At 57.0% G+C, this 16,531-nt stretch carries 17 protein-coding genes; 7 read left to right on the top strand and 10 right to left on the bottom strand.

Features of this window, described 5'->3' with window-relative positions:
• Positions 1 to 3: 3 nt before the first annotated feature.
• From H7848_RS02545 to H7848_RS02535, 3 genes are read right to left on the bottom strand one after another with little or no spacing between them, the layout of a single operon-like run.
• Positions 4 to 1,248, bottom strand: coding sequence for an MFS transporter (locus H7848_RS02545; protein WP_208347691.1), 1,245 nt, complete (start codon positions 1,246 to 1,248; stop codon positions 4 to 6).
• Positions 1,245 to 2,000 (bottom strand): DUF1365 domain-containing protein, encoded by a 756-nt coding sequence (locus H7848_RS02540; RefSeq protein ID WP_208347689.1) that lies wholly within the window; start codon positions 1,998 to 2,000, stop codon positions 1,245 to 1,247. Before H7848_RS02540 ends, H7848_RS02545 begins: the two co-directional genes overlap by 4 nt.
• The gene (locus H7848_RS02535; protein ID WP_208347688.1) at positions 1,997 to 3,292 is read right to left on the bottom strand and encodes an NAD(P)/FAD-dependent oxidoreductase; all 1,296 of its coding nucleotides are present in this window, start codon (positions 3,290 to 3,292) and stop codon (positions 1,997 to 1,999) included. The genes H7848_RS02540 and H7848_RS02535 overlap by 4 nt, the downstream gene beginning before the upstream one ends.
• 229 nt (positions 3,293 to 3,521) lie before the next feature.
• On the opposite strand from H7848_RS02535, the gene H7848_RS02530 reads away from it, so the two are divergent.
• From H7848_RS02530 to H7848_RS02515, 4 genes are all read left to right on the top strand, one after another.
• Positions 3,522 to 4,070: a sigma-70 family RNA polymerase sigma factor gene (locus tag H7848_RS02530; RefSeq protein ID WP_336512055.1), complete on the top strand. Its 549-nt coding sequence runs from the start codon at positions 3,522 to 3,524 to the stop codon at positions 4,068 to 4,070.
• Between the two features lie 16 nt (positions 4,071 to 4,086).
• On the top strand, positions 4,087 to 4,734 hold the full coding sequence (locus H7848_RS02525; protein WP_208347686.1) for a ChrR family anti-sigma-E factor: 648 nt from the start codon (positions 4,087 to 4,089) through the stop codon (positions 4,732 to 4,734).
• Between the two features lie 92 nt (positions 4,735 to 4,826).
• Positions 4,827 to 5,405: a nitroreductase family protein gene (locus H7848_RS02520; protein ID WP_208347685.1), complete on the top strand. Its 579-nt coding sequence runs from the start codon at positions 4,827 to 4,829 to the stop codon at positions 5,403 to 5,405.
• Positions 5,402 to 6,100: an EI24 domain-containing protein gene (locus tag H7848_RS02515; RefSeq protein WP_208347684.1), complete on the top strand. Its 699-nt coding sequence runs from the start codon at positions 5,402 to 5,404 to the stop codon at positions 6,098 to 6,100. Before H7848_RS02520 ends, H7848_RS02515 begins: the two co-directional genes overlap by 4 nt.
• On the opposite strand, the gene H7848_RS02510 is transcribed toward H7848_RS02515, so the two are convergent.
• Complete coding sequence (locus H7848_RS02510; protein WP_208347682.1) at positions 6,057 to 6,350, bottom strand: DUF1467 family protein; 294 nt, start codon at positions 6,348 to 6,350, stop codon at positions 6,057 to 6,059. The two genes, H7848_RS02515 and H7848_RS02510, sit on opposite strands and share 44 nt — an antisense overlap.
• A gap of 20 nt (positions 6,351 to 6,370) precedes the next feature.
• On the bottom strand, positions 6,371 to 6,775 hold the full coding sequence (gene mce, locus H7848_RS02505) for a methylmalonyl-CoA epimerase (RefSeq protein ID WP_208347680.1): 405 nt from the start codon (positions 6,773 to 6,775) through the stop codon (positions 6,371 to 6,373).
• A gap of 135 nt (positions 6,776 to 6,910) precedes the next feature.
• Here mce and H7848_RS02500 point away from each other — a divergent pair, with 135 nt between their 5' ends.
• Positions 6,911 to 7,627, top strand: coding sequence for a response regulator (locus tag H7848_RS02500; protein ID WP_208347678.1), 717 nt, complete (start codon positions 6,911 to 6,913; stop codon positions 7,625 to 7,627).
• Here the strand turns inward: H7848_RS02500 and H7848_RS02495 are convergent, their stop codons facing one another.
• On the bottom strand, positions 7,628 to 8,317 hold the full coding sequence (locus tag H7848_RS02495) for a GNAT family N-acetyltransferase (RefSeq protein WP_237072537.1): 690 nt from the start codon (positions 8,315 to 8,317) through the stop codon (positions 7,628 to 7,630). It abuts the gene before it with no gap.
• Positions 8,318 to 8,471: 154 nt separating this feature from the next.
• Between H7848_RS02495 and H7848_RS02490 the strand changes: the two genes are divergently transcribed.
• Entirely contained in the window at positions 8,472 to 8,648 is a 177-nt protein-coding gene (locus H7848_RS02490; RefSeq protein ID WP_208347677.1) for a hypothetical protein, read from the top strand.
• A gap of 270 nt (positions 8,649 to 8,918) precedes the next feature.
• Here H7848_RS02490 and H7848_RS02485 read toward each other — a convergent pair whose 3' ends face one another.
• From H7848_RS02485 to H7848_RS02470, 4 genes are all read right to left on the bottom strand, one after another.
• Positions 8,919 to 10,139: a DUF1501 domain-containing protein gene (locus tag H7848_RS02485; protein ID WP_208347676.1), complete on the bottom strand. Its 1,221-nt coding sequence runs from the start codon at positions 10,137 to 10,139 to the stop codon at positions 8,919 to 8,921.
• Between the two features lie 10 nt (positions 10,140 to 10,149).
• On the bottom strand, positions 10,150 to 11,523 hold the full coding sequence (locus H7848_RS02480; RefSeq protein ID WP_208347675.1) for a DUF1800 domain-containing protein: 1,374 nt from the start codon (positions 11,521 to 11,523) through the stop codon (positions 10,150 to 10,152).
• A gap of 72 nt (positions 11,524 to 11,595) precedes the next feature.
• Positions 11,596 to 12,846, bottom strand: a complete 1,251-nt coding sequence (locus tag H7848_RS02475) for an endonuclease/exonuclease/phosphatase family protein (RefSeq protein WP_208347674.1) — start codon at positions 12,844 to 12,846, stop codon at positions 11,596 to 11,598.
• 70 nt (positions 12,847 to 12,916) lie between these two features.
• Positions 12,917 to 14,977 carry a ComEC/Rec2 family competence protein gene (locus tag H7848_RS02470; protein WP_419555487.1) on the bottom strand — a complete coding sequence of 687 codons (2,061 nt, stop codon included), beginning with the start codon at positions 14,975 to 14,977 and terminating at the stop codon, positions 12,917 to 12,919.
• A gap of 73 nt (positions 14,978 to 15,050) precedes the next feature.
• Here H7848_RS02470 and gltX point away from each other — a divergent pair, with 73 nt between their 5' ends.
• Positions 15,051 to 16,445 carry a glutamate--tRNA ligase gene (gene gltX, locus H7848_RS02465; RefSeq protein ID WP_208347672.1) on the top strand — a complete coding sequence of 465 codons (1,395 nt, stop codon included), beginning with the start codon at positions 15,051 to 15,053 and terminating at the stop codon, positions 16,443 to 16,445.
• Positions 16,446 to 16,531: the final 86 nt, after the last annotated feature.

Raw genomic sequence — 16,531 nt, 5'->3', positions numbered from 1 at the left:
GCGTCAGTCCTCCTTCAGGTTGGTCGCCGACAGAAGTCCAAGGGCGACTAATTTCAATACGCACGGAACAAGCGCGTAAAGCAGCGTCAGTGTCCAAAGTGCTGTTTCGGCATTGTCTGTTCCGGCTTGAAAACCATTCAGTTCAAGCACAGGCAGTAAAGTGACCGCGGCAAAGGCCAGCGTGAATTTTGTGACCAGCGACCAAAGGCCAAAGCCCTGACCGCCGTTTGGCGAAATCTGTGCCATGCGTTTGGAAAATAGTGCGGGCAGCAGCGTCAGGTCGGCACCAATTGTCGCACCTGACACGATGCAGATGGCGGCAAAGGCCCATTGATCGCCCGTGCCCAGCATTAGGACGAAAGCGAAGGAAATGATCGCCATGACCATTGCGCCCATCAGGACGCGTTTTGCGTCATAGCGATTGGCCAGCGCCCCCCAGACCGGGGCCGAGGCAGCGGCGGCCAGGAAAAACAGGACCAGCAGCGGGCCTTCCCATCCCGGCGCCATAAGCCGGCTTTCGACGAAGAACAGGAATAGCGTTGATGACACCGCCAGGGGGGCTGCATTGACCAGCGCCAGGATCAGCAGTCGTCTGGCCAGTCTGTCTTTGAGGATGTGGGAAATCGGTGTGGGTGACTGTGCGCCGTCGGATCGCCATTCCGGGATCATCGCCAGGGCTGCGGCAATGGCTGCACCGGCAAAGCCCCAGGCAAACAGGGCGAAGGGCTGTGCGAATGCTTCGCCCAACAGCGTTGGTGACACCGCCGCGATGCAAACCCCCAACAGCGCACCAGTTTCGCGCCAGGCAGCCAGTCTGACATGCCCCCCGCGCAGATCGCTGGCTTTGGCGACACCCTGGGCATAGAAGTTGATCGTCAGAAAGCTGAACGCCGTGAACAGACCGGTGATTGTCAGGCCAAACCACCAGATCGGTGAAATGGGTGGTGCTATGGCGAACAGTCCGATCATGGACAGGGCCAAAAGCACGGCGCCGGCTGTCACGGCCGCTGATCTTGCGCCGCGCAGACGCTCGGACACCCAGCCCAGGACGGGGTCTTGCACCACATCAAATAAACGCAGCCCAAACAGAACAGCACCCAATGCCGTCAGGCTGACGCCATAGGTATCGGCATAGAATTTTGGCGCATAGATATAGATCGGCAGCCCTGCCCCCGACAGCACGGCTGCAAACCCCGAATAGGCGGGCAGACGTTCTGAAAGCCGTCGTTTCAGGGCCACGGACGTCATCGCGAGATTTCCTCTTGCGGCGGCTGCGGTCTGGGGCGGAACTGCGCACCCTTCCACCAAAGCTTCAGCGCCTGCCAGTGGATCAGCCCAAGAACCCGGCGCGATCCGAAGGGTCGGCGCAGGCATGCGCGCAGGATAGAGGCGTTGGTCAAGTTTTTCCGTGGCCCCGTCAAAGTTGCGATCAGACCGCCGTTGCCTTGGCGGTAGTCGATCCAGATGCCGATCCAATCATCGCGAATGTCGAAGCGGAACGTGTAGTTGCCCGCAACCGGCTGGAACGGCGACACATGGAAGATCTTTTGCGCATGCAGCGTCTGCTGCTTATCAATCGGTGCCAGATCTTCGTGGTGGCACAGATAGGAATGGCGGTCGCCGAAGGTATTGGTGACCTCGGCAATCACCACGCGCAGAACGCCGGTTTCGTCGTGGCACAGCCAGAAACTGACCGGGTTGAAGACATGCCCCAGCACACGGGGTTGCGCCAGCAGCAGGATTTGCCCGTTCAGGTCGATGTTATGCGCCGCCAGAACGTCGCGCACCCATTGCGCGCCGCTGCCCGTTTTAGGAACACCACCATGGTCGCTGTCACGCAGTGACGTCAGATTTGCACGGTTGCGGCTGAAAAGCGTGGGCGTCTTCGGTTCGGCCTCGGGCTCCAGAAGGATATAGTCGACCGAATAGCGGAACGCGTTTTCCACCGCGCCGCGTCGCCCGTGATAGGTGTGGGCCGGGATATGTTGAACTGTCTTCACTCGGCGGCCATCGCAACTGGGGTGGCATTCAGCGCCTCGACCACGTCGACGGCACTGGCCAGACCGTCTTCATGGAAGCCGTTTTTCATCCAGGCCCCGCAGAACCATGTGCGGTTCGTGCCGTTGATCGCGCGCACAACGTCTTGTGCGGCCAGGGCAGCGCGGTCGTAGAACGGGTGATCAAGCGTGACGGTATCCCAGATCAGGTCTTCGCGGATCGGACGGGTTGTGTTCAAAGTGACGAAAAAATTCTGGTCCTTTGGCAAGGGCTGCAGCGAATTCATCCAATAGGTCAGATCAATGCGATATGTCTGCTTATCGGCGGCCTCGGTATAGTTCCACGACGACCATGCCTTGCGACGTTTGGGCATCATGGTTTCGTCAGAATGCAGCACCACTTCGTTGGGTTGATATTTGACGGCGCCCAAAGCCTCTTGTTCGACGGTGCTGGCATCGCTGAGCAATTTCAACGTGATGTCGGAATGCGTGGCAAAGACAACTTCGTCGAACAGTTCCCATTCGCCACCGGCGGCTTTGACCTGAGCCCCGATGTCTGACCGGCGCACACCGTCGATGGGGGCGCTCAGGCGAATGTCGACGCCACGGCTGGTCATGGCATTTTGCAGACGTTGCACATATTGAATTGAACCACCGGTAACGGTGTACCACTGATGCTGATTTTTGTGATGCAGCAGCGAATGATTTTCGAAAAATTCGATCATTGCATGGGCGGGGAAATCCATGATCTTTTCTTTCGGCGTCGACCAGATCGCCCCGGAAATCGGCAACAGATAATAGCTGCGGAACCAATCCCCCATATTCAGTGTGTCCAGCAACTGACCGATTGTCATATCGCTGCCTTTGGCCGTTTCGACCGCCTTGGCGTTGAACCGAAAGATATCGCGGATCATTCCAAGATATTTCGGGTTCACCAAATTCAGACGCTGCGCAAAGACGCCATCGACCGTTTGCAGGCCATATTCCAGACGCCCGCCACCGATGGATGCCCCAAAGCTCATGTTGCTTTTGGTGACAGGCACGTCGAGGTCGGCAAAAAGTTTCGACAGATGGGGATAGTTCACATAGTTGAAAACGATAAAGCCCGTGTCGACGGCCACATCCTTGTTCGGACCCGCCATTTTTGTGCGGGCATGGCCGCCCAGACGGTCTTCGGCCTCAAACAGCGTGACCCGATGATCGTTGGCCAACATATAGGCCGCACCCATACCTGATATACCTGCACCGATCACCGCAATACGCTTGGGCTTGGTCACAACTGTTTCAAATGGCATTCGTTTTTTCTCCGATGAACTCATCTGTGTTTTACTGTCTTACGTCAGAGGGTTGGAACCGGATTAGAACGAAAAAAGTTATTCTTTCTGTGATCCAAAATATTTGACGCGCCGTATAGGCAATATGTTGAACAGCAACGTGTCTATTGAAGAAACGGGTGCATCTGCTGAAGCAGTGGCTTACACTGGGGATGCAGGCGATATTGCCAGCGTGAACGGAACTGGCCCTGTGACTGTAATAGAGACAACACGACATCAATGGGTTGCGGAAATCACACGTATTCGCGACCACCAGGATCAGTCGGCTTTTGCTGCGCTGTTCCGGCACTTTGCGCCCCGCGTGAAGGCCTTTTTAATGAAATCAGGGGCATCCGAGTCCCTGGCTGAAGAAGTGACGCAGGAAGTGATGGCTACGCTTTGGCATAAGGCACATATGTTTGATCCCGCACGCGCATCTGTTGCGACGTGGATCTTTACGATTGCCCGAAACCGCAAGATTGATGCCTTGCGTAAACAGCGTCGCCCCGAACCCGAAGATCTGCCCTGGGGCCCAGAGGCCGAACCAGATCAGGAAGACATTCTTGCGTTGCAACAGGACACGGAACAGTTGGCCCGCGCCCTGCAAGAGTTACCCGAGAAACAGAGGGATTTGGTTGAACGGGCTTATTTTGGTGACTTATCGCACAGCGAAATTGCGGCTGCGACAGGATTACCACTGGGCACAATCAAATCCCGCATTAGGTTGGCGCTTGAAAGAATGCGTCACACGATGAAATAGAGGCGCGTGAGCGAAGATGACACAGATAAAACATCACCTTAATGATCAGCTTTTGATGGCTTATTCGGCAGGCACACTGCCAGAGGCTTTTAACCTGATCATCGCGGCCCACATTTCGATGTGTGATGAATGTCGCGCCCGCATGCATAGCTTTGATGCCGTTGGGGGGGCCGTGTTGGAAGAAACGTCAGAAGTTCAAATGTCTGACGGCAGTCTTGAGGCAACACTGGCCCTGATCGGAAAAGGTCCAAAAGACCCAATCAAGGTGCTTGAAAAGACGTCATCGTCTTTGCCGCAACCCTTGTGGGATTATGCCGGACGGGATCTGGCAGATGTGCGGTGGCGATCCGTTGGCATGGGTGTGAAACAGTCGATCCTTAAGACATCCAAGGATGCAACGGCGCGGTTGCTGTATATTCCCGCTGGCAGTGCGATGCCCGATCACGGTCATAATGGTCTGGAACTGACGCTGGTGCTTCAGGGCGCTTTCGAGGACGAAGATGATTATTTCGGTGCGGGCGATCTGGAAATCGCTGACCAGCATGTTCATCATACGCCCGTGGCCACGATTGATCAGGATTGCATCTGTCTTGCCGTGACCGACGCCAAACTGAAATTCAGCAGCCTGGTGCCGCGAATTGCACAACCCTTCCTGCGGATTTGATTTTTCTATCACAACCGGGCTTTACCTGCACTGATACCTCTTGAACATTTGTGCCCCAGACCTGACATCTCTGGGTCAGAACAGGAGGTCAGATGCCGGAACAAAATCAAGCAGCTATGGCGTTTTTACTCGAGCGTCGGTCACGGCCGGCAAAGACACTTGGCCTGCCCGTGCCGGATGATCGGACTTTGGGGCCGATCCTGACCGCTGCGGCGCGCACGCCGGATCATGGAAAACTAGAACCTTGGCGCTTTATTGTTCTTCGTGATCAGGCCTTGCAAAGACTGGCAGACGCTATTGTTGATCGCGGACAGACACTTGGATTTAATGATGAAAAGATCGAAAAAATGCGATTGCAGTTCGCGCAAGCGCATCTTGTTGCCTGCGTTGTCGAAAGCCCGAAGCCATCTGAAAAAATCCCTGAAATTGAACAGACCTATTCAGCCGGTGCGGTCTGTCTTGCCTTGCTGAATGCGGCCCTTGCCTCAGGTTGGGGGGCCAACTGGCTAAGCGGTTGGGCTTCCCATGACCCTGAATTCGTTCAAACCGAACTGGGCCTGAAACCGCATGAGCGTGTCGCAGGCCTGATCCATATCGGAACCGAGAAAAATACCCCACCAGAGCGGCCACGGCCCGATCTGGACCAAATTACAACCTGGATGACGGAATGATTTTTACATCTTTTTTCAAAGCGATCAGTCAGATCGGCGATCCTAAATTTTTACGCGTGCTGTTAATGGGTTTTGGATTAACTATCGCCCTTCTGTTCGGATTCTACCTGGTCTTTCTTGGCATATTTCAGTGGATATTCCCTGACAGCCTGACCCTACCGTGGATCGGGGAAATAAACTGGATTGACGATGCAATTTCCTGGGCATCGATCCCCCTGATGCTGATCCTTTCGGTCTTTCTGATGGTGCCGGTGGCATCCGCGATCACCGGGCTTTTTCTGGACCAGATCGCCCAAGCGGTTGAGGATCGCCACTACACCGGGCTGCCGAAAGCGAATGAACAGTCCTTTGTCGACGGCGTGAAAGACAGCATCGGGTTTCTGGGGGTCATCATCGGCGCAAATATTCTTGCGTTGATCCTTTACATCTTTCTGGCGCCCCTGGCGCTTTTCATTTTCTGGGGGATGAATGGGTATCTGTTGGGGCGTGAATATTTTCAGATGGTAGCCATTCGCCGAATGAGCGCTGCGGAAGCCAAGGCACTAAGGAAACGCCACGCCCTGACAGTCTGGGCCGCAGGTGCGCTGATGACAGTGCCGCTGACGATCCCGTTCATTAATCTGATTATTCCGATTCTAGGTGTGGCGACCTTTACCCACCTGTTCCACCGAGTTCGGGCGTTGCCATCCGGTTGAACCAGTCGATATCGCGGACGCTGACGACACCGGAAATAATGGTGCCCGCGATGATGACCCAAAGGATGACACTGACAGTTGTCACGATCTTGGCTTTGCGCCCTAGCTGAGGGTCCGCGGGCGCCGACGCGTGGGTGCCGGGCACAATTTCACCCACATCCCCTTGGGTTTTCATGCGCAAGGGCAGAACGATGAACAGCACCATGAACCAGATCACGGCAAACAGAACGATGGCGGATGTAATGGACATTTTGCTTAGATAGTCCTTCTCTAGACTTCTTCCAGTTCGACCAGGCAGCCGTTGAAGTCTTTGGGATGCAAAAACAAAACCGGCTTTCCGTGGGCGCCGATCTTGGGCTCTCCATCCCCCAGAACCCGCGCGCCGGTGGCCTTCAGCTGGTCGCGGGCGGCCAGAATATCTTCGACCTCATAACAGACGTGATGAATACCACCCGATGGGTTCTTTTCCAGAAATCCGGTAATCGGGCTGTTGTCGCCAAGGGGGTACAAAAGTTCGATCTTGGTGTTGGGCAATTCGATGAAAACCACCGTGACGCCGTGATCAGGTTCATCCTGCGGCGCACCCACATTTGCCCCTAGCGCGGATCGATACTGTTCTGACGCAGCCTCCAGATCCGGGACGGCAATTGCGACGTGATTCAGACGACCGATCATGGCGAACTCCTGCAAAGATAGCGTTAGCAGGTTATCGCAGCCTGCCCGTCCCGTGACAAGCAGGGACGGTGCGTTAACCAACCATTAGCCTCAGTAAGTTTTAGTGCGAGTCGTACCAGTTAGCGGAGCTTTGTAATGGACAGCTTTGAAAAGTTTGCATTTGCACCAACCCCGACCGCCAATCGCCCCTTGCTGGGTCTGACAGTGCTTGTGGTGGAAGACAGCCGATTTGCATGTGAGGCTATTCGACTGCTTTGCCTGCGATCAGGGGCGCGTATCCGCCGCGCAGACAGCCTGAAATCAGCGCGTCGGCATCTGCAGGCTTACAGGCCATCGGTTCTGATCATCGATCTTGGGCTGCCGGATGGCTCTGGCGTTGAACTGATCCGGGATCTATCGCAGGTCAAACCGCGTGTGGATGTCATACTGGCAATCAGCGGTATCGCCGATATGGAACAGGCCGCGCTGCAGGCCGGGGCCGACGCATTTGTCGAAAAGCCGATGCAAAGTCTGGCGGCATTTCAGGAAGTTGTTCTGCAAAATCTGCCCGAAAATCAGCGCCCCGTTGGCCCCCGTGTCCTGCCCGATGATCTGGTCGAACCGGATATGATGGCCTTTCAGGATGATTTGGCCCATGTCGATGACGTTATATCGACCCAACCGGACGACGCCACACTGGCCTATCTGACCCAGTTTTTGTCTGGCGTGGCGCAGATTGCGCAGGATACAGAATTAGCGACTGCGACCAAGGCACTGGCTGATGTGCACCAGTTGGGTCACCCGACGGGTTCGGCACTTGGCGCCGTGCAGTCAATCGTCAAAAACCGCCTTTCTGACAAGATCGCCGTCTGATCAGGCGCTGTCAGCTTTCACCAGAATCGGGGCGGTCAGTCGTGTCAGTGACATAATCTGCTGGCCGTTCGCGTCGAAATTCGCGGCATCCAGCCAAGTGTCAAAGGCGTTTTGCAGATCGGGCCATTCCTTATCAATCGCGGCGAACCAGGCGGTGTCGCGGTTCTGTCCCTTGGTCACACTGGCTTGTCGAAAGATACCTTCGTAACTTAAGCCCAGTCGTTGCGCGGCACGCCGTGATGGCACATTGAGCGCATTGCATTTCCATTCAAACCGCCGATAGCCTGCCTCAAACGCCCATTTCATCATCAGATAAAATGCCTCGGTCGCGGCGCGTGTCCGCTGTAATGATGGGGATAGACCGATGCAGCCCAGCTCAATTGCGCCTGCGTCGGGCTGAATGGTCCAATAGGATGCAAATCCGCCCCACTTCCCACTGTCTTTGTCGAAAATGGCGTAGAAGAAATGGTTATCCGGGTCAGACGTGAAGTCGTGCAGGATATCGGTGAAGCCTTGAATGTCTTTGGGCGGGCGGTCCGGCAGATAGCGCCAAACATCATCATGGCCCTGAAACTGCAGGTAAAGATCAGTCGAATGTCCGATGGACAACTGTTCCAGTAGAACAAACTGCCCCTCTATGCGTGCGGGCCCCGGCGGTGGCGGCGGCGCCCAGTTTTCGAGATTTTCCAAAGCCCAATGCCCCAAATCTTAACAGTTCGATAGTTTATCACGGATCAGTTGAAATGAATTGACCGGATAGTTCAAGAAATTGTCTTTGGTGTTTCTTATTCCTGCCTCATTTTTTACGCCTAATATAACGGTAATTTAACGTACGAGTGCCGCAATGTTCAGACTTTTGTCAGCGATAGATAGCAAACCGGTCAAAGAAGGAACTGTTGATTGGATTGTTCTGACCGCAGGTCTGGTGTTTTTGTCCATTGCTCTGACGGCCGCTTTCACAAGCAGAGCGCCGAATGTGTTTGATGGTGGTACTGCAATCTCGGTCAGTGTCACACGTTAGGCATAAAAATGCAGCGTGACTTATAAGCTGCAATATTTCAGACTTGCCCCGGATTTCGATCCGGGGCGTTTGTTTTTAGAGCATCAAACTAAAAATCTGAAACACAATGCTGTAGCTCATAGGGCAGCGACCGTCCGCGGGTGGGCGAGAAGCGCCCGCCGTCGTTCTGGAAGCACGCTTTTGGCGTGACGGGGGCGGTCGGGCGCTGCCCGGTGGTACCCACCGGGCGGGATGGTTATGAGGTGTATTGCAGATTTTCTGAGCAATGCCCTAAAGAATAAGGCGCGGATTGTCGCCCATGCTCAGCCCCGGAAAGACGCTGGTTTCAAGGTTCGCCACATCCGCCCCGAACAGCTCACGCAGTGTCCAGGCCGCATAGCTGCGCACATCGGCTGTCGGCAACAGATCGCGTCTTTCGTACAGATCGCCTTCGGACAGTCCGGGCCAGCGCCCGAACACCTGACCGCCGCGAATAGCGCCGCCCGCCAGAATCATCGCACCGCCCGTGCCGTGATCTGTGCCCTGCGTTCCGTTTTCGCGCACCGTGCGACCAAATTCCGTCATCGCCATGACAGTGGTGTTCTGCCAGATCGGCCCAAGTTCGTCCCTCAACGTCAGGATCACATCGCTGATCCGTTCAAGCGCGCGCGATATACCTTGCGCCTGTTTTGCGTGCGTATCCCAACCATTGACCGAAAAAGCCGCGATCCGCGTCGCGCCCCGCAACTGTTCCGCGGCAAAGGATGCGACGCTGGCCTCTTGGCCGTTTTGCCGCATATCACGTTGAGTGGCCTGCATCTGTTGCATCATGTTTTCGGGCTCAAAAGAGGCCGCCTGCGATCTCAGAGCCCCCGAAAGATCCATCGCTTCGGCGATTGTATCGCGAAAAACCGGATCATCGTGATACATCAGTTCAAGAAGTCTGGCAGTTTGCGGGCCAAGTGTCAGGCTTGCATCGGGTGACCAGTTGGCCACCGGGGCCGATCCGGACAGAACACGCATTGTGTCGCGCCCGATGGCGAAGGCTGTCTTTGCCTCGGTATCGGGCATGGATTGAAGCAAGCGGTTCAACCACCCATCCTGCCGGGTGCCGGGCAATCCGGGCGTTCCGGCCTCAAGAATATCCTGACCATCGAAATGGCTGCGCTTATCGCGATAGGGCGTCGAAACGGCCTGCACAAAGGCCAACTGGCCCTGGGACCACAGCGGCATCAGACGATCAAGCGCGGGGTGGGCTGCAAAGAAACCGTCCAGGTCGTGGGATTTGGCACGATCTGCCGCCAGCTTTGGCCGAAGTGCCGCAAAATCGGGATCACCATAGGGTCGCACGACATCCAACCCGTCCATCCCGCCGCGCAGGACAATAACCACCAGGCGGGCCTCGCCCGGGGCCGCGGCCAGGGCAATCGGTGTCAGCAGCGGACTGGCGGCGGCCGAACATCCAAGTGCCGCGCTTTGTGTCAGGAATCTGCGTCTGTTGATGGGTGGCATCATCGCCTCCTTATCGTCGCTGAAACGCGGGCGATGCCAGCACAAGGCCGATACCTTCCCAGCGTGTTTCTGCATTGGTCGCGGCAAATCGGACCGCCCCCGACGCATCAGGCCCCAAGGCGTCTGTCAGAAAATCGCGCGGATCGGGAAGATCGCCCCGCAGTTGATACGACACCATCATCGCCCATTCGATCCGCGCGGCCAGACCTTGGGGCGTGATCCAGTGATCATCCTCTTCCGGCCAACCATCCGGACCAAGCGGCTGTTCCCATCTTTGCCCCATAACCGTCAGCGGAACCGACAGATACTGCCTGATCTGCCTTTCGGTCAGCTCAGCCACATGCCCCGGCGTCGCACCAAGGGCACGCATCGAAGACATCACAAACTCGATGGGCGTCTTGATATTGCCCGGCTGCAGACCCGACGCCCCTGGATGATCAAGCAACGCAGCATAGACGGTTGGCAGATGGCCACCGCTTTTGCGAAATGCCTGGCTGATGTGACCCACCAAATCATCATCCGGCGTATCCGAAACGAAATGCACCGCCAGTTTTCGGGCGATATGGTGCGCCGTGTCGGGGTGACGGGCCAGATCCTCCAGCGCGGCGTGCACATCCTGCAGCGATGGCGTTTCATACCGCTGGCCCAGAACAGTTTTTGCGCCCGGCTCCCTCAGATAGCGGCGGAATTTCATGCCGTCTTCGTGTTTATAGCGCAGGCCCGCCAGCACACGCGCAAATTCGCGCACGTCTTTCTGACGATACGCGCCACCCACCCCAAGGGTGTGCAGTTCAATCACCTCACGCGCAAGGTTTTCGTTCAGCCCGCGACCATGCTTGACCGCCGCGTCAGAGTTCGGCCCGGCCGAAAAGTTCTGATCCAGGTAGTCCAGCATCACCGGATGGGTCACCGCCGCTTTCAGCATGTCGGCGAAATGACCGTTGATGTGCGGGCGAATGGCCTCTTCGACATAGCCTGCCGTCAGACTGCGGGACACGCCGTTTTTGGCGTGCGCCGTGAAGTGATCGGACCAAAACAGCATCAGCCGTTCGCGAAAGCCAAAGCGGGACGCAACCGCGCGTGACAGTGTAGCCCGAAACGCCGCAATCTGCTGCGCCTCAAGCTGCTTGCGTCGATCCCGGATCGTTTCGCGTAACTTTTCCTGCTCTTGCGGATCGTCGGATTGGCGCTGCTGTTTGTGCAAATCGCTCAGAACCAGCAAATCCTGACGAAAGGACGAAAACGTCCGGATCGGAAAGGCCTTTGCCTGATGATCGGGCGCGGTGATTTCGGTCAGCAGGTCACCGGCCCCCAAGGGCAAGTCGTGCCGAGGTGACGGGCCCAGGCCGAACCGCGCATTTGCCAGAATGGGATCGAACTGCATCAGCTACACCTTCGATGATCGCATCAAAACGATGCCACGGTTTGCCAGTGGTGTCATCCGGGCTCGGCAGGGTTATGCCATCGGTGTATGTGTGTGAATGTCGACTGTGACAGGCCGGTGATCGCTGGTGTGATCCTCTTTCCGATCAAATACCGCATTGATCGCATTATGAATTTCATGTTCCACGCGCCCGGCTTTTGGGGGCACACAAAACCCGGATTGCTGCATCGCATCCGCGCCGCAGACGCTTTGGGTAAACAGGATGTGATCCAGCAGGATCTCGGGCGCGCGGTAAGGGTCCCAGACATCGGCAAAGACAGCCGTCCAGCGGTGATTCTCGCCCCGTTCATTGGAATAGTCGAAAAGAGCATGGTTCAAGAAGCGATTGGCAAAAAAGACATCCCCCTGAAGGTTTGAGATCAGGTCATGAAACAGATATTTGCGTTCAAAGACCTCTTTTCCGACACCGTCGTTCAGATCACCCAATAGGAAAACCGCCGGATTGGGTTCGTTGCGAAAACGGTTGTCGACATAATATCGGACATTGGCTGCCTCGGTCGACAGTTTGATGCGCGCCTCAACAGCAGTTTGTTCCGCCCGAAGGATCAGCGCGATATCTTCCGCCGTCTTTTCCGGTTTTCGCCGCGCAAGCCCCGCCTTGGCGTAATCATCGCCGCTAAACTTGGATTTCAGGTGAAGCCCAACGAAATCAACCCGGCGCCCACCCACCATGCAGACAAGAACCTGAGGATGCCGCCAGTGCGAATGTTCGCGGTCATTCAACTGTGGCGCATCTTCGCCCGCATCGTCGTCGTCCTCCGGCTCAGCCAGAGTTTGGACATCACCCGGTTTGAACTGCGGATGAATGATCGGCCATTTCCGCTTGTGTTCGCCGCTGTCGTCGATCGTGAAATCGACCCGGCTTTCGTATTCGGTCGCCTCAATCCACGCCGACTGCGGCAAAAGCGTCGGGCGCAGCACATCCAGCTTTTCAGTTTTCACAAGGAAAAAGATGCCCTGCGACCCGGATATCAGATATTTATCATTCTCAGGCCGAGTGATCACCGTCCAGTCTTCATCCAGATCATCGGTACAAAATGCCTCAAGCCGGTCAACATTTCCGGTCGAGGGCCCTTCCTGAATGCAAAGAATATCTGGATCAATCTGCCGGATTTCTTCAGCAATCTGACTGCGCTGCAGCTTCTGCAATGCCTTGCCCTTGGTTGACGTCACACGCTTGCTTCTCTGCGGAATGGTCCGCGTGTACCCTTTCAGCAGTTGCCCGAACCACTCAACATTCCAAGTCGTCAACCGAATAGCCATAACGCATCCATTTTTGGCGAAACCACTCAAGGTCTTGTATCCCAGGATTGTAACACCAAAACCGCTAAAGTTAATCAGCCTTTGTCAATGTGCGCAGATCAGGCGGGGGCTGGTCGTATTGTCTTTTGTTCCAAAGGCGCAGGCCGGTGGTTTGACGTGCCATTACAATGCGGGGCGCTTGCGGGTTGTATATCGCGATGGCTCCGCTTTGTTTCAGGCTGTCGGGTCCGATAATGGTACAGTCGACGGGCTGTTCCACCTTTGCATTCACGATCACCCAATCGGCACCGTCGCAGTCGGCGGGTAAGGTACGTGCGGCCTTGCCCGTTCTGTGAAGCACGACCTGTTGCGCCAGATTGATCTGTTCGATCTGACCACGGGCCGCGGCGTCTTCTTGCGTGACAAGATCACCATCGTTTTCCAGCCAGTTGCTGGCGACAAAGCCCTCGCCCCGCGCTTTGCTTAGAACACGGCCCTGATCGGTCATCACACCAATCAAACCGCCGCTTTCCGAAATCAGCAGCGCGGGGCGTTCGACATTCCCCCATAAAGCAAACGCCGCGATAACCGGCAAAACCCCGATCCAACGCGGCAAGCCTCTGAATAAAATCACGAAAATCGCACCGAACGTCAGCAGCGGCAGCACCGCATCCGGCGGCGACGGCACACGGCTGAGCGCCCCGTCCAATGATGCCACCCAACCCGCCACAAACAAAATCCAGTCGATCCCGACCCCCATGACCCAAAGCGGTATCCATTCAAGCCCGAAGGGCGACAAAATCGCAGCCAGCACCGCACTGGGGATCACGACACTGCCCATCAGCGGCACCGACAGCAGATTGGCCAACAGTCCGAAATGCGCCACCTGATTGAAATGGGCCGCCGCAAAAGGTGCCGTCGCCGCCCCCGCCACTGCCGAGGACGCAAGGACGGAAAAAACAGGGCGAATGACGCGCGGCAACCGATAATCCCACCCCCGCAAGGCGGAAAAGACGGCGACCAACGCGGTTGTGGCGGCAAATGACATCTGAAAACCGGGGCCCATCAGCGCCTCGGGCCGCAGAACCAGCACGATGATGGCCGCCAGGGCCACCCCCCGCAAGGTCAGCGCGCGGCGGTTGAACAGGATCGCCACCAGCATCACCGCGACCATGATATAGGCCCGCTGCGTGGCCACGGCCCCGCCTGACAGACCCAGATACAGCGTGGCGGCGATCAGGGCGACGACGGCTGCGATCTTTTTCCCGGACACACGCATGGCCAGCGGCGGGATCAGCGCGATGCCCATTCGGACCGCGGCAAAGACAAAACCGGTCAGCAGCCCCATATGCAGCCCCGATATCGCCAGCAGATGCGCCAGGTTCGAGGCCCGCAAATCCTCTAGCGCCTCTTGCCCGATACCGGATCGGTCGCCCGTCAGAATGGCCGAGGCAAAAGCGCCGGTTTCCCCCGGAATGCGGGCCTGAATCCCCTGTGATATCTGCATCCGCAGCCGATAAATCACCAGATCCCAGGCATTTGGATCGGCCGGATAAAGCACCAGCGCGGGCGTGCGGGTATAGCCCACGGCCCCCAGCCCCTGAAACCACGCCATGCGCTGAAAGTCGAAACCACCCGGCTCAACCGGCCCGCCGGGGGGCGACAGATGGGCCGTCATCATGACGGTCAGGCCCGGTTCGGGCGTCAGGTACTGCTGATCACCGTGCAGCGATACCCGCACGCGCGTCGGTGTTTTATGGGGGGCCACATCGTTCAGCACCACGTTGTCCAGGGTCAGGCGCGGCACGTCCGATTGTGACCGGTCGATCATCACGACCCGCCCCTGCACCGCGCCGTAATAGCGCCAGTCCAACACGGGTGCTGCCACATCATTGGCCCGCCACGTGGCCAGCAAAAGCCCCGCTGCGATCAGACTAAGCGGCAACAGCAGATACGCCAGCCCATAGCGTCGCAACACCGCCAACAGCAGGTTGATCGCCATCAAAGCCGCACACCCCGCCAAGACAACTGCCGAAGGTTCCGTTTTCAGTGAAAAATAAACCCCGATGCCCGTTCCCAGAAACACCGGCATCCACAACAGCACCTGCCCGCGTTGTGCGTCCAGCATTTCCCTGACAGGGACCAATGGCACTTGTCCTTACCCCGCAGGCTGACTAGAGACAGGGCGCATGCTAGGCAATCAGAGTTACTCAAAGGTTAAATCCATGACCGTCGTCACACGTTTCGCGCCCTCGCCCACCGGTTTTCTGCATATTGGCGGGGCACGGACGGCGCTGTTTAACTGGCTTTATGCGCGCGGTCGGGGCGGTCAGTTCCTGCTACGGATCGAGGATACAGACCGCGAACGGTCCACACCTGAAGCAACCGATGCCATCCTGCGCGGCATGGACTGGCTGGGGCTGGACTATGACGGCGACCCGATCAGCCAGTTCGCCCGCGCTGACCGTCATGCCGAGGTCGCGCGTCAGTTGCTGGCCGATGGCCATGCCTATAAGTGCTTTTCTACACAAGATGAAATCACCGCGTTCCGCGAACAGGCGCGTGCGACCGGTAAATCTACCCTGTTCCGCAGCCCTTGGCGCGACGTGCCCGAGGCGGACCATCCCGATGCCCCATACGTGGTACGGATCAAGGCGCCGCGGGACGGCGAAACGGTGATCAAGGACGAAGTCCAGGGCACCGTCAAATGGAAGAATGACCAGCTGGACGACATGGTGCTGCTGCGATCCGACGGCACGCCGGTCTATATGCTGGCCGTGGTGGTCGATGACTATGACATGGGCGTGACCCATGTGATCCGTGGCGATGACCATCTGGCAAATGCCGCCCGGCAATCGCTGATCTACAGGGCGATGGGGTGGGACCTGCCCGTTTATGCCCACATTCCGCTGATCCATGGGCCGGATGGCAAAAAGCTGTCGAAACGTCACGGCGCCCTGGGGGTCGAGGAATATCAGGCGATGGGCTACCCCGCCGCCGGAATGCGCAATTACCTGGCCCGCTTGGGCTGGAGCCATGGGGACGACGAATTTTTCACCGATGCCCAGGCGAAAGAGTGGTTCGGGACCGATGGCATTGGCAAATCGCCCGCCCGGTTCGATTTCAAAAAGCTGGAAAATCTGTCCGGTCAGCATATCGCGGTTGCCGAGGATGCTGCACTGCTGCATGAAATCGAAGGATTTCTGACCGTGACCGCGCAACCGGCCCTGACGGACACACAAAAAGATGGGCTATGCCGTGCGATGTACTGTCTGAAAGAGCGCGCCAAAACATACCCGGAACTTGTTGAAAAGGCTCATTTTGTTCTGGGACAACGGCCTTTTGACCCCGACGAGAAGGCCGCCAAGCAGCTGACCGCCGAGGCCCGCGCATTGCTCAAAGAATTGACGCCGCAGTTGCAAAATGCTAGCTGGACCCGCGATATGCTAGAAGCGACTGTTTCCAACGTGGCTGAAGCACACGGTGCAAAAATGGGTAAGCTTGCCGGACCACTCCGCGCTGCCCTTGCCGGACGTGCAGTCACGCCCAGCATTTTCGACATGATGCTTGTCATCGGGCGGGATGAAACACTCGCCCGCTTGGCCGACGCAACCGCCTGAAACAAAACCGTTGCGCAACCGCGCTAAGCTTTTGTTCAGCCTGCTGAAAAAGTTGGGCCGATAAAGCCCACGACGACGGAAGAGAG

The sequence above is a fragment of the Pseudaestuariivita rosea genome (genome assembly GCF_017592335.1).
Classification (GTDB): domain Bacteria; phylum Pseudomonadota; class Alphaproteobacteria; order Rhodobacterales; family Rhodobacteraceae; genus Parasulfitobacter; species Parasulfitobacter rosea.
This window is presented reverse-complemented; position numbering and strand designations above follow the sequence as displayed.

What these genes read in the sequence shown, in the direction of transcription:
- H7848_RS02545 (WP_208347691.1), bottom strand. Translation starts at nt 1,248, where the DNA reads ATGACGTCCGTGGCCCTGAAACGACGGCTTTCAGAACGTCTGCCCGCC.
- H7848_RS02535 (WP_208347688.1), bottom strand. Translation starts at nt 3,292, where the DNA reads ATGCCATTTGAAACAGTTGTGACCAAGCCCAAGCGTATTGCGGTGATC.
- H7848_RS02525 (WP_208347686.1), top strand. Translation starts at nt 4,087, where the DNA reads ATGACACAGATAAAACATCACCTTAATGATCAGCTTTTGATGGCTTAT.
- H7848_RS02520 (WP_208347685.1), top strand. Translation starts at nt 4,827, where the DNA reads ATGCCGGAACAAAATCAAGCAGCTATGGCGTTTTTACTCGAGCGTCGG.
- H7848_RS02515 (WP_208347684.1), top strand. Translation starts at nt 5,402, where the DNA reads ATGATTTTTACATCTTTTTTCAAAGCGATCAGTCAGATCGGCGATCCT.
- H7848_RS02510 (WP_208347682.1), bottom strand. Translation starts at nt 6,350, where the DNA reads ATGTCCATTACATCCGCCATCGTTCTGTTTGCCGTGATCTGGTTCATG.
- mce (WP_208347680.1), bottom strand. Translation starts at nt 6,775, where the DNA reads ATGATCGGTCGTCTGAATCACGTCGCAATTGCCGTCCCGGATCTGGAG.
- H7848_RS02500 (WP_208347678.1), top strand. Translation starts at nt 6,911, where the DNA reads ATGGACAGCTTTGAAAAGTTTGCATTTGCACCAACCCCGACCGCCAAT.
- H7848_RS02490 (WP_208347677.1), top strand. Translation starts at nt 8,472, where the DNA reads ATGTTCAGACTTTTGTCAGCGATAGATAGCAAACCGGTCAAAGAAGGA.
- H7848_RS02485 (WP_208347676.1), bottom strand. Translation starts at nt 10,139, where the DNA reads ATGCCACCCATCAACAGACGCAGATTCCTGACACAAAGCGCGGCACTT.
- H7848_RS02480 (WP_208347675.1), bottom strand. Translation starts at nt 11,523, where the DNA reads ATGCAGTTCGATCCCATTCTGGCAAATGCGCGGTTCGGCCTGGGCCCG.
- H7848_RS02475 (WP_208347674.1), bottom strand. Translation starts at nt 12,846, where the DNA reads ATGGCTATTCGGTTGACGACTTGGAATGTTGAGTGGTTCGGGCAACTG.
- gltX (WP_208347672.1), top strand. Translation starts at nt 15,051, where the DNA reads ATGACCGTCGTCACACGTTTCGCGCCCTCGCCCACCGGTTTTCTGCAT.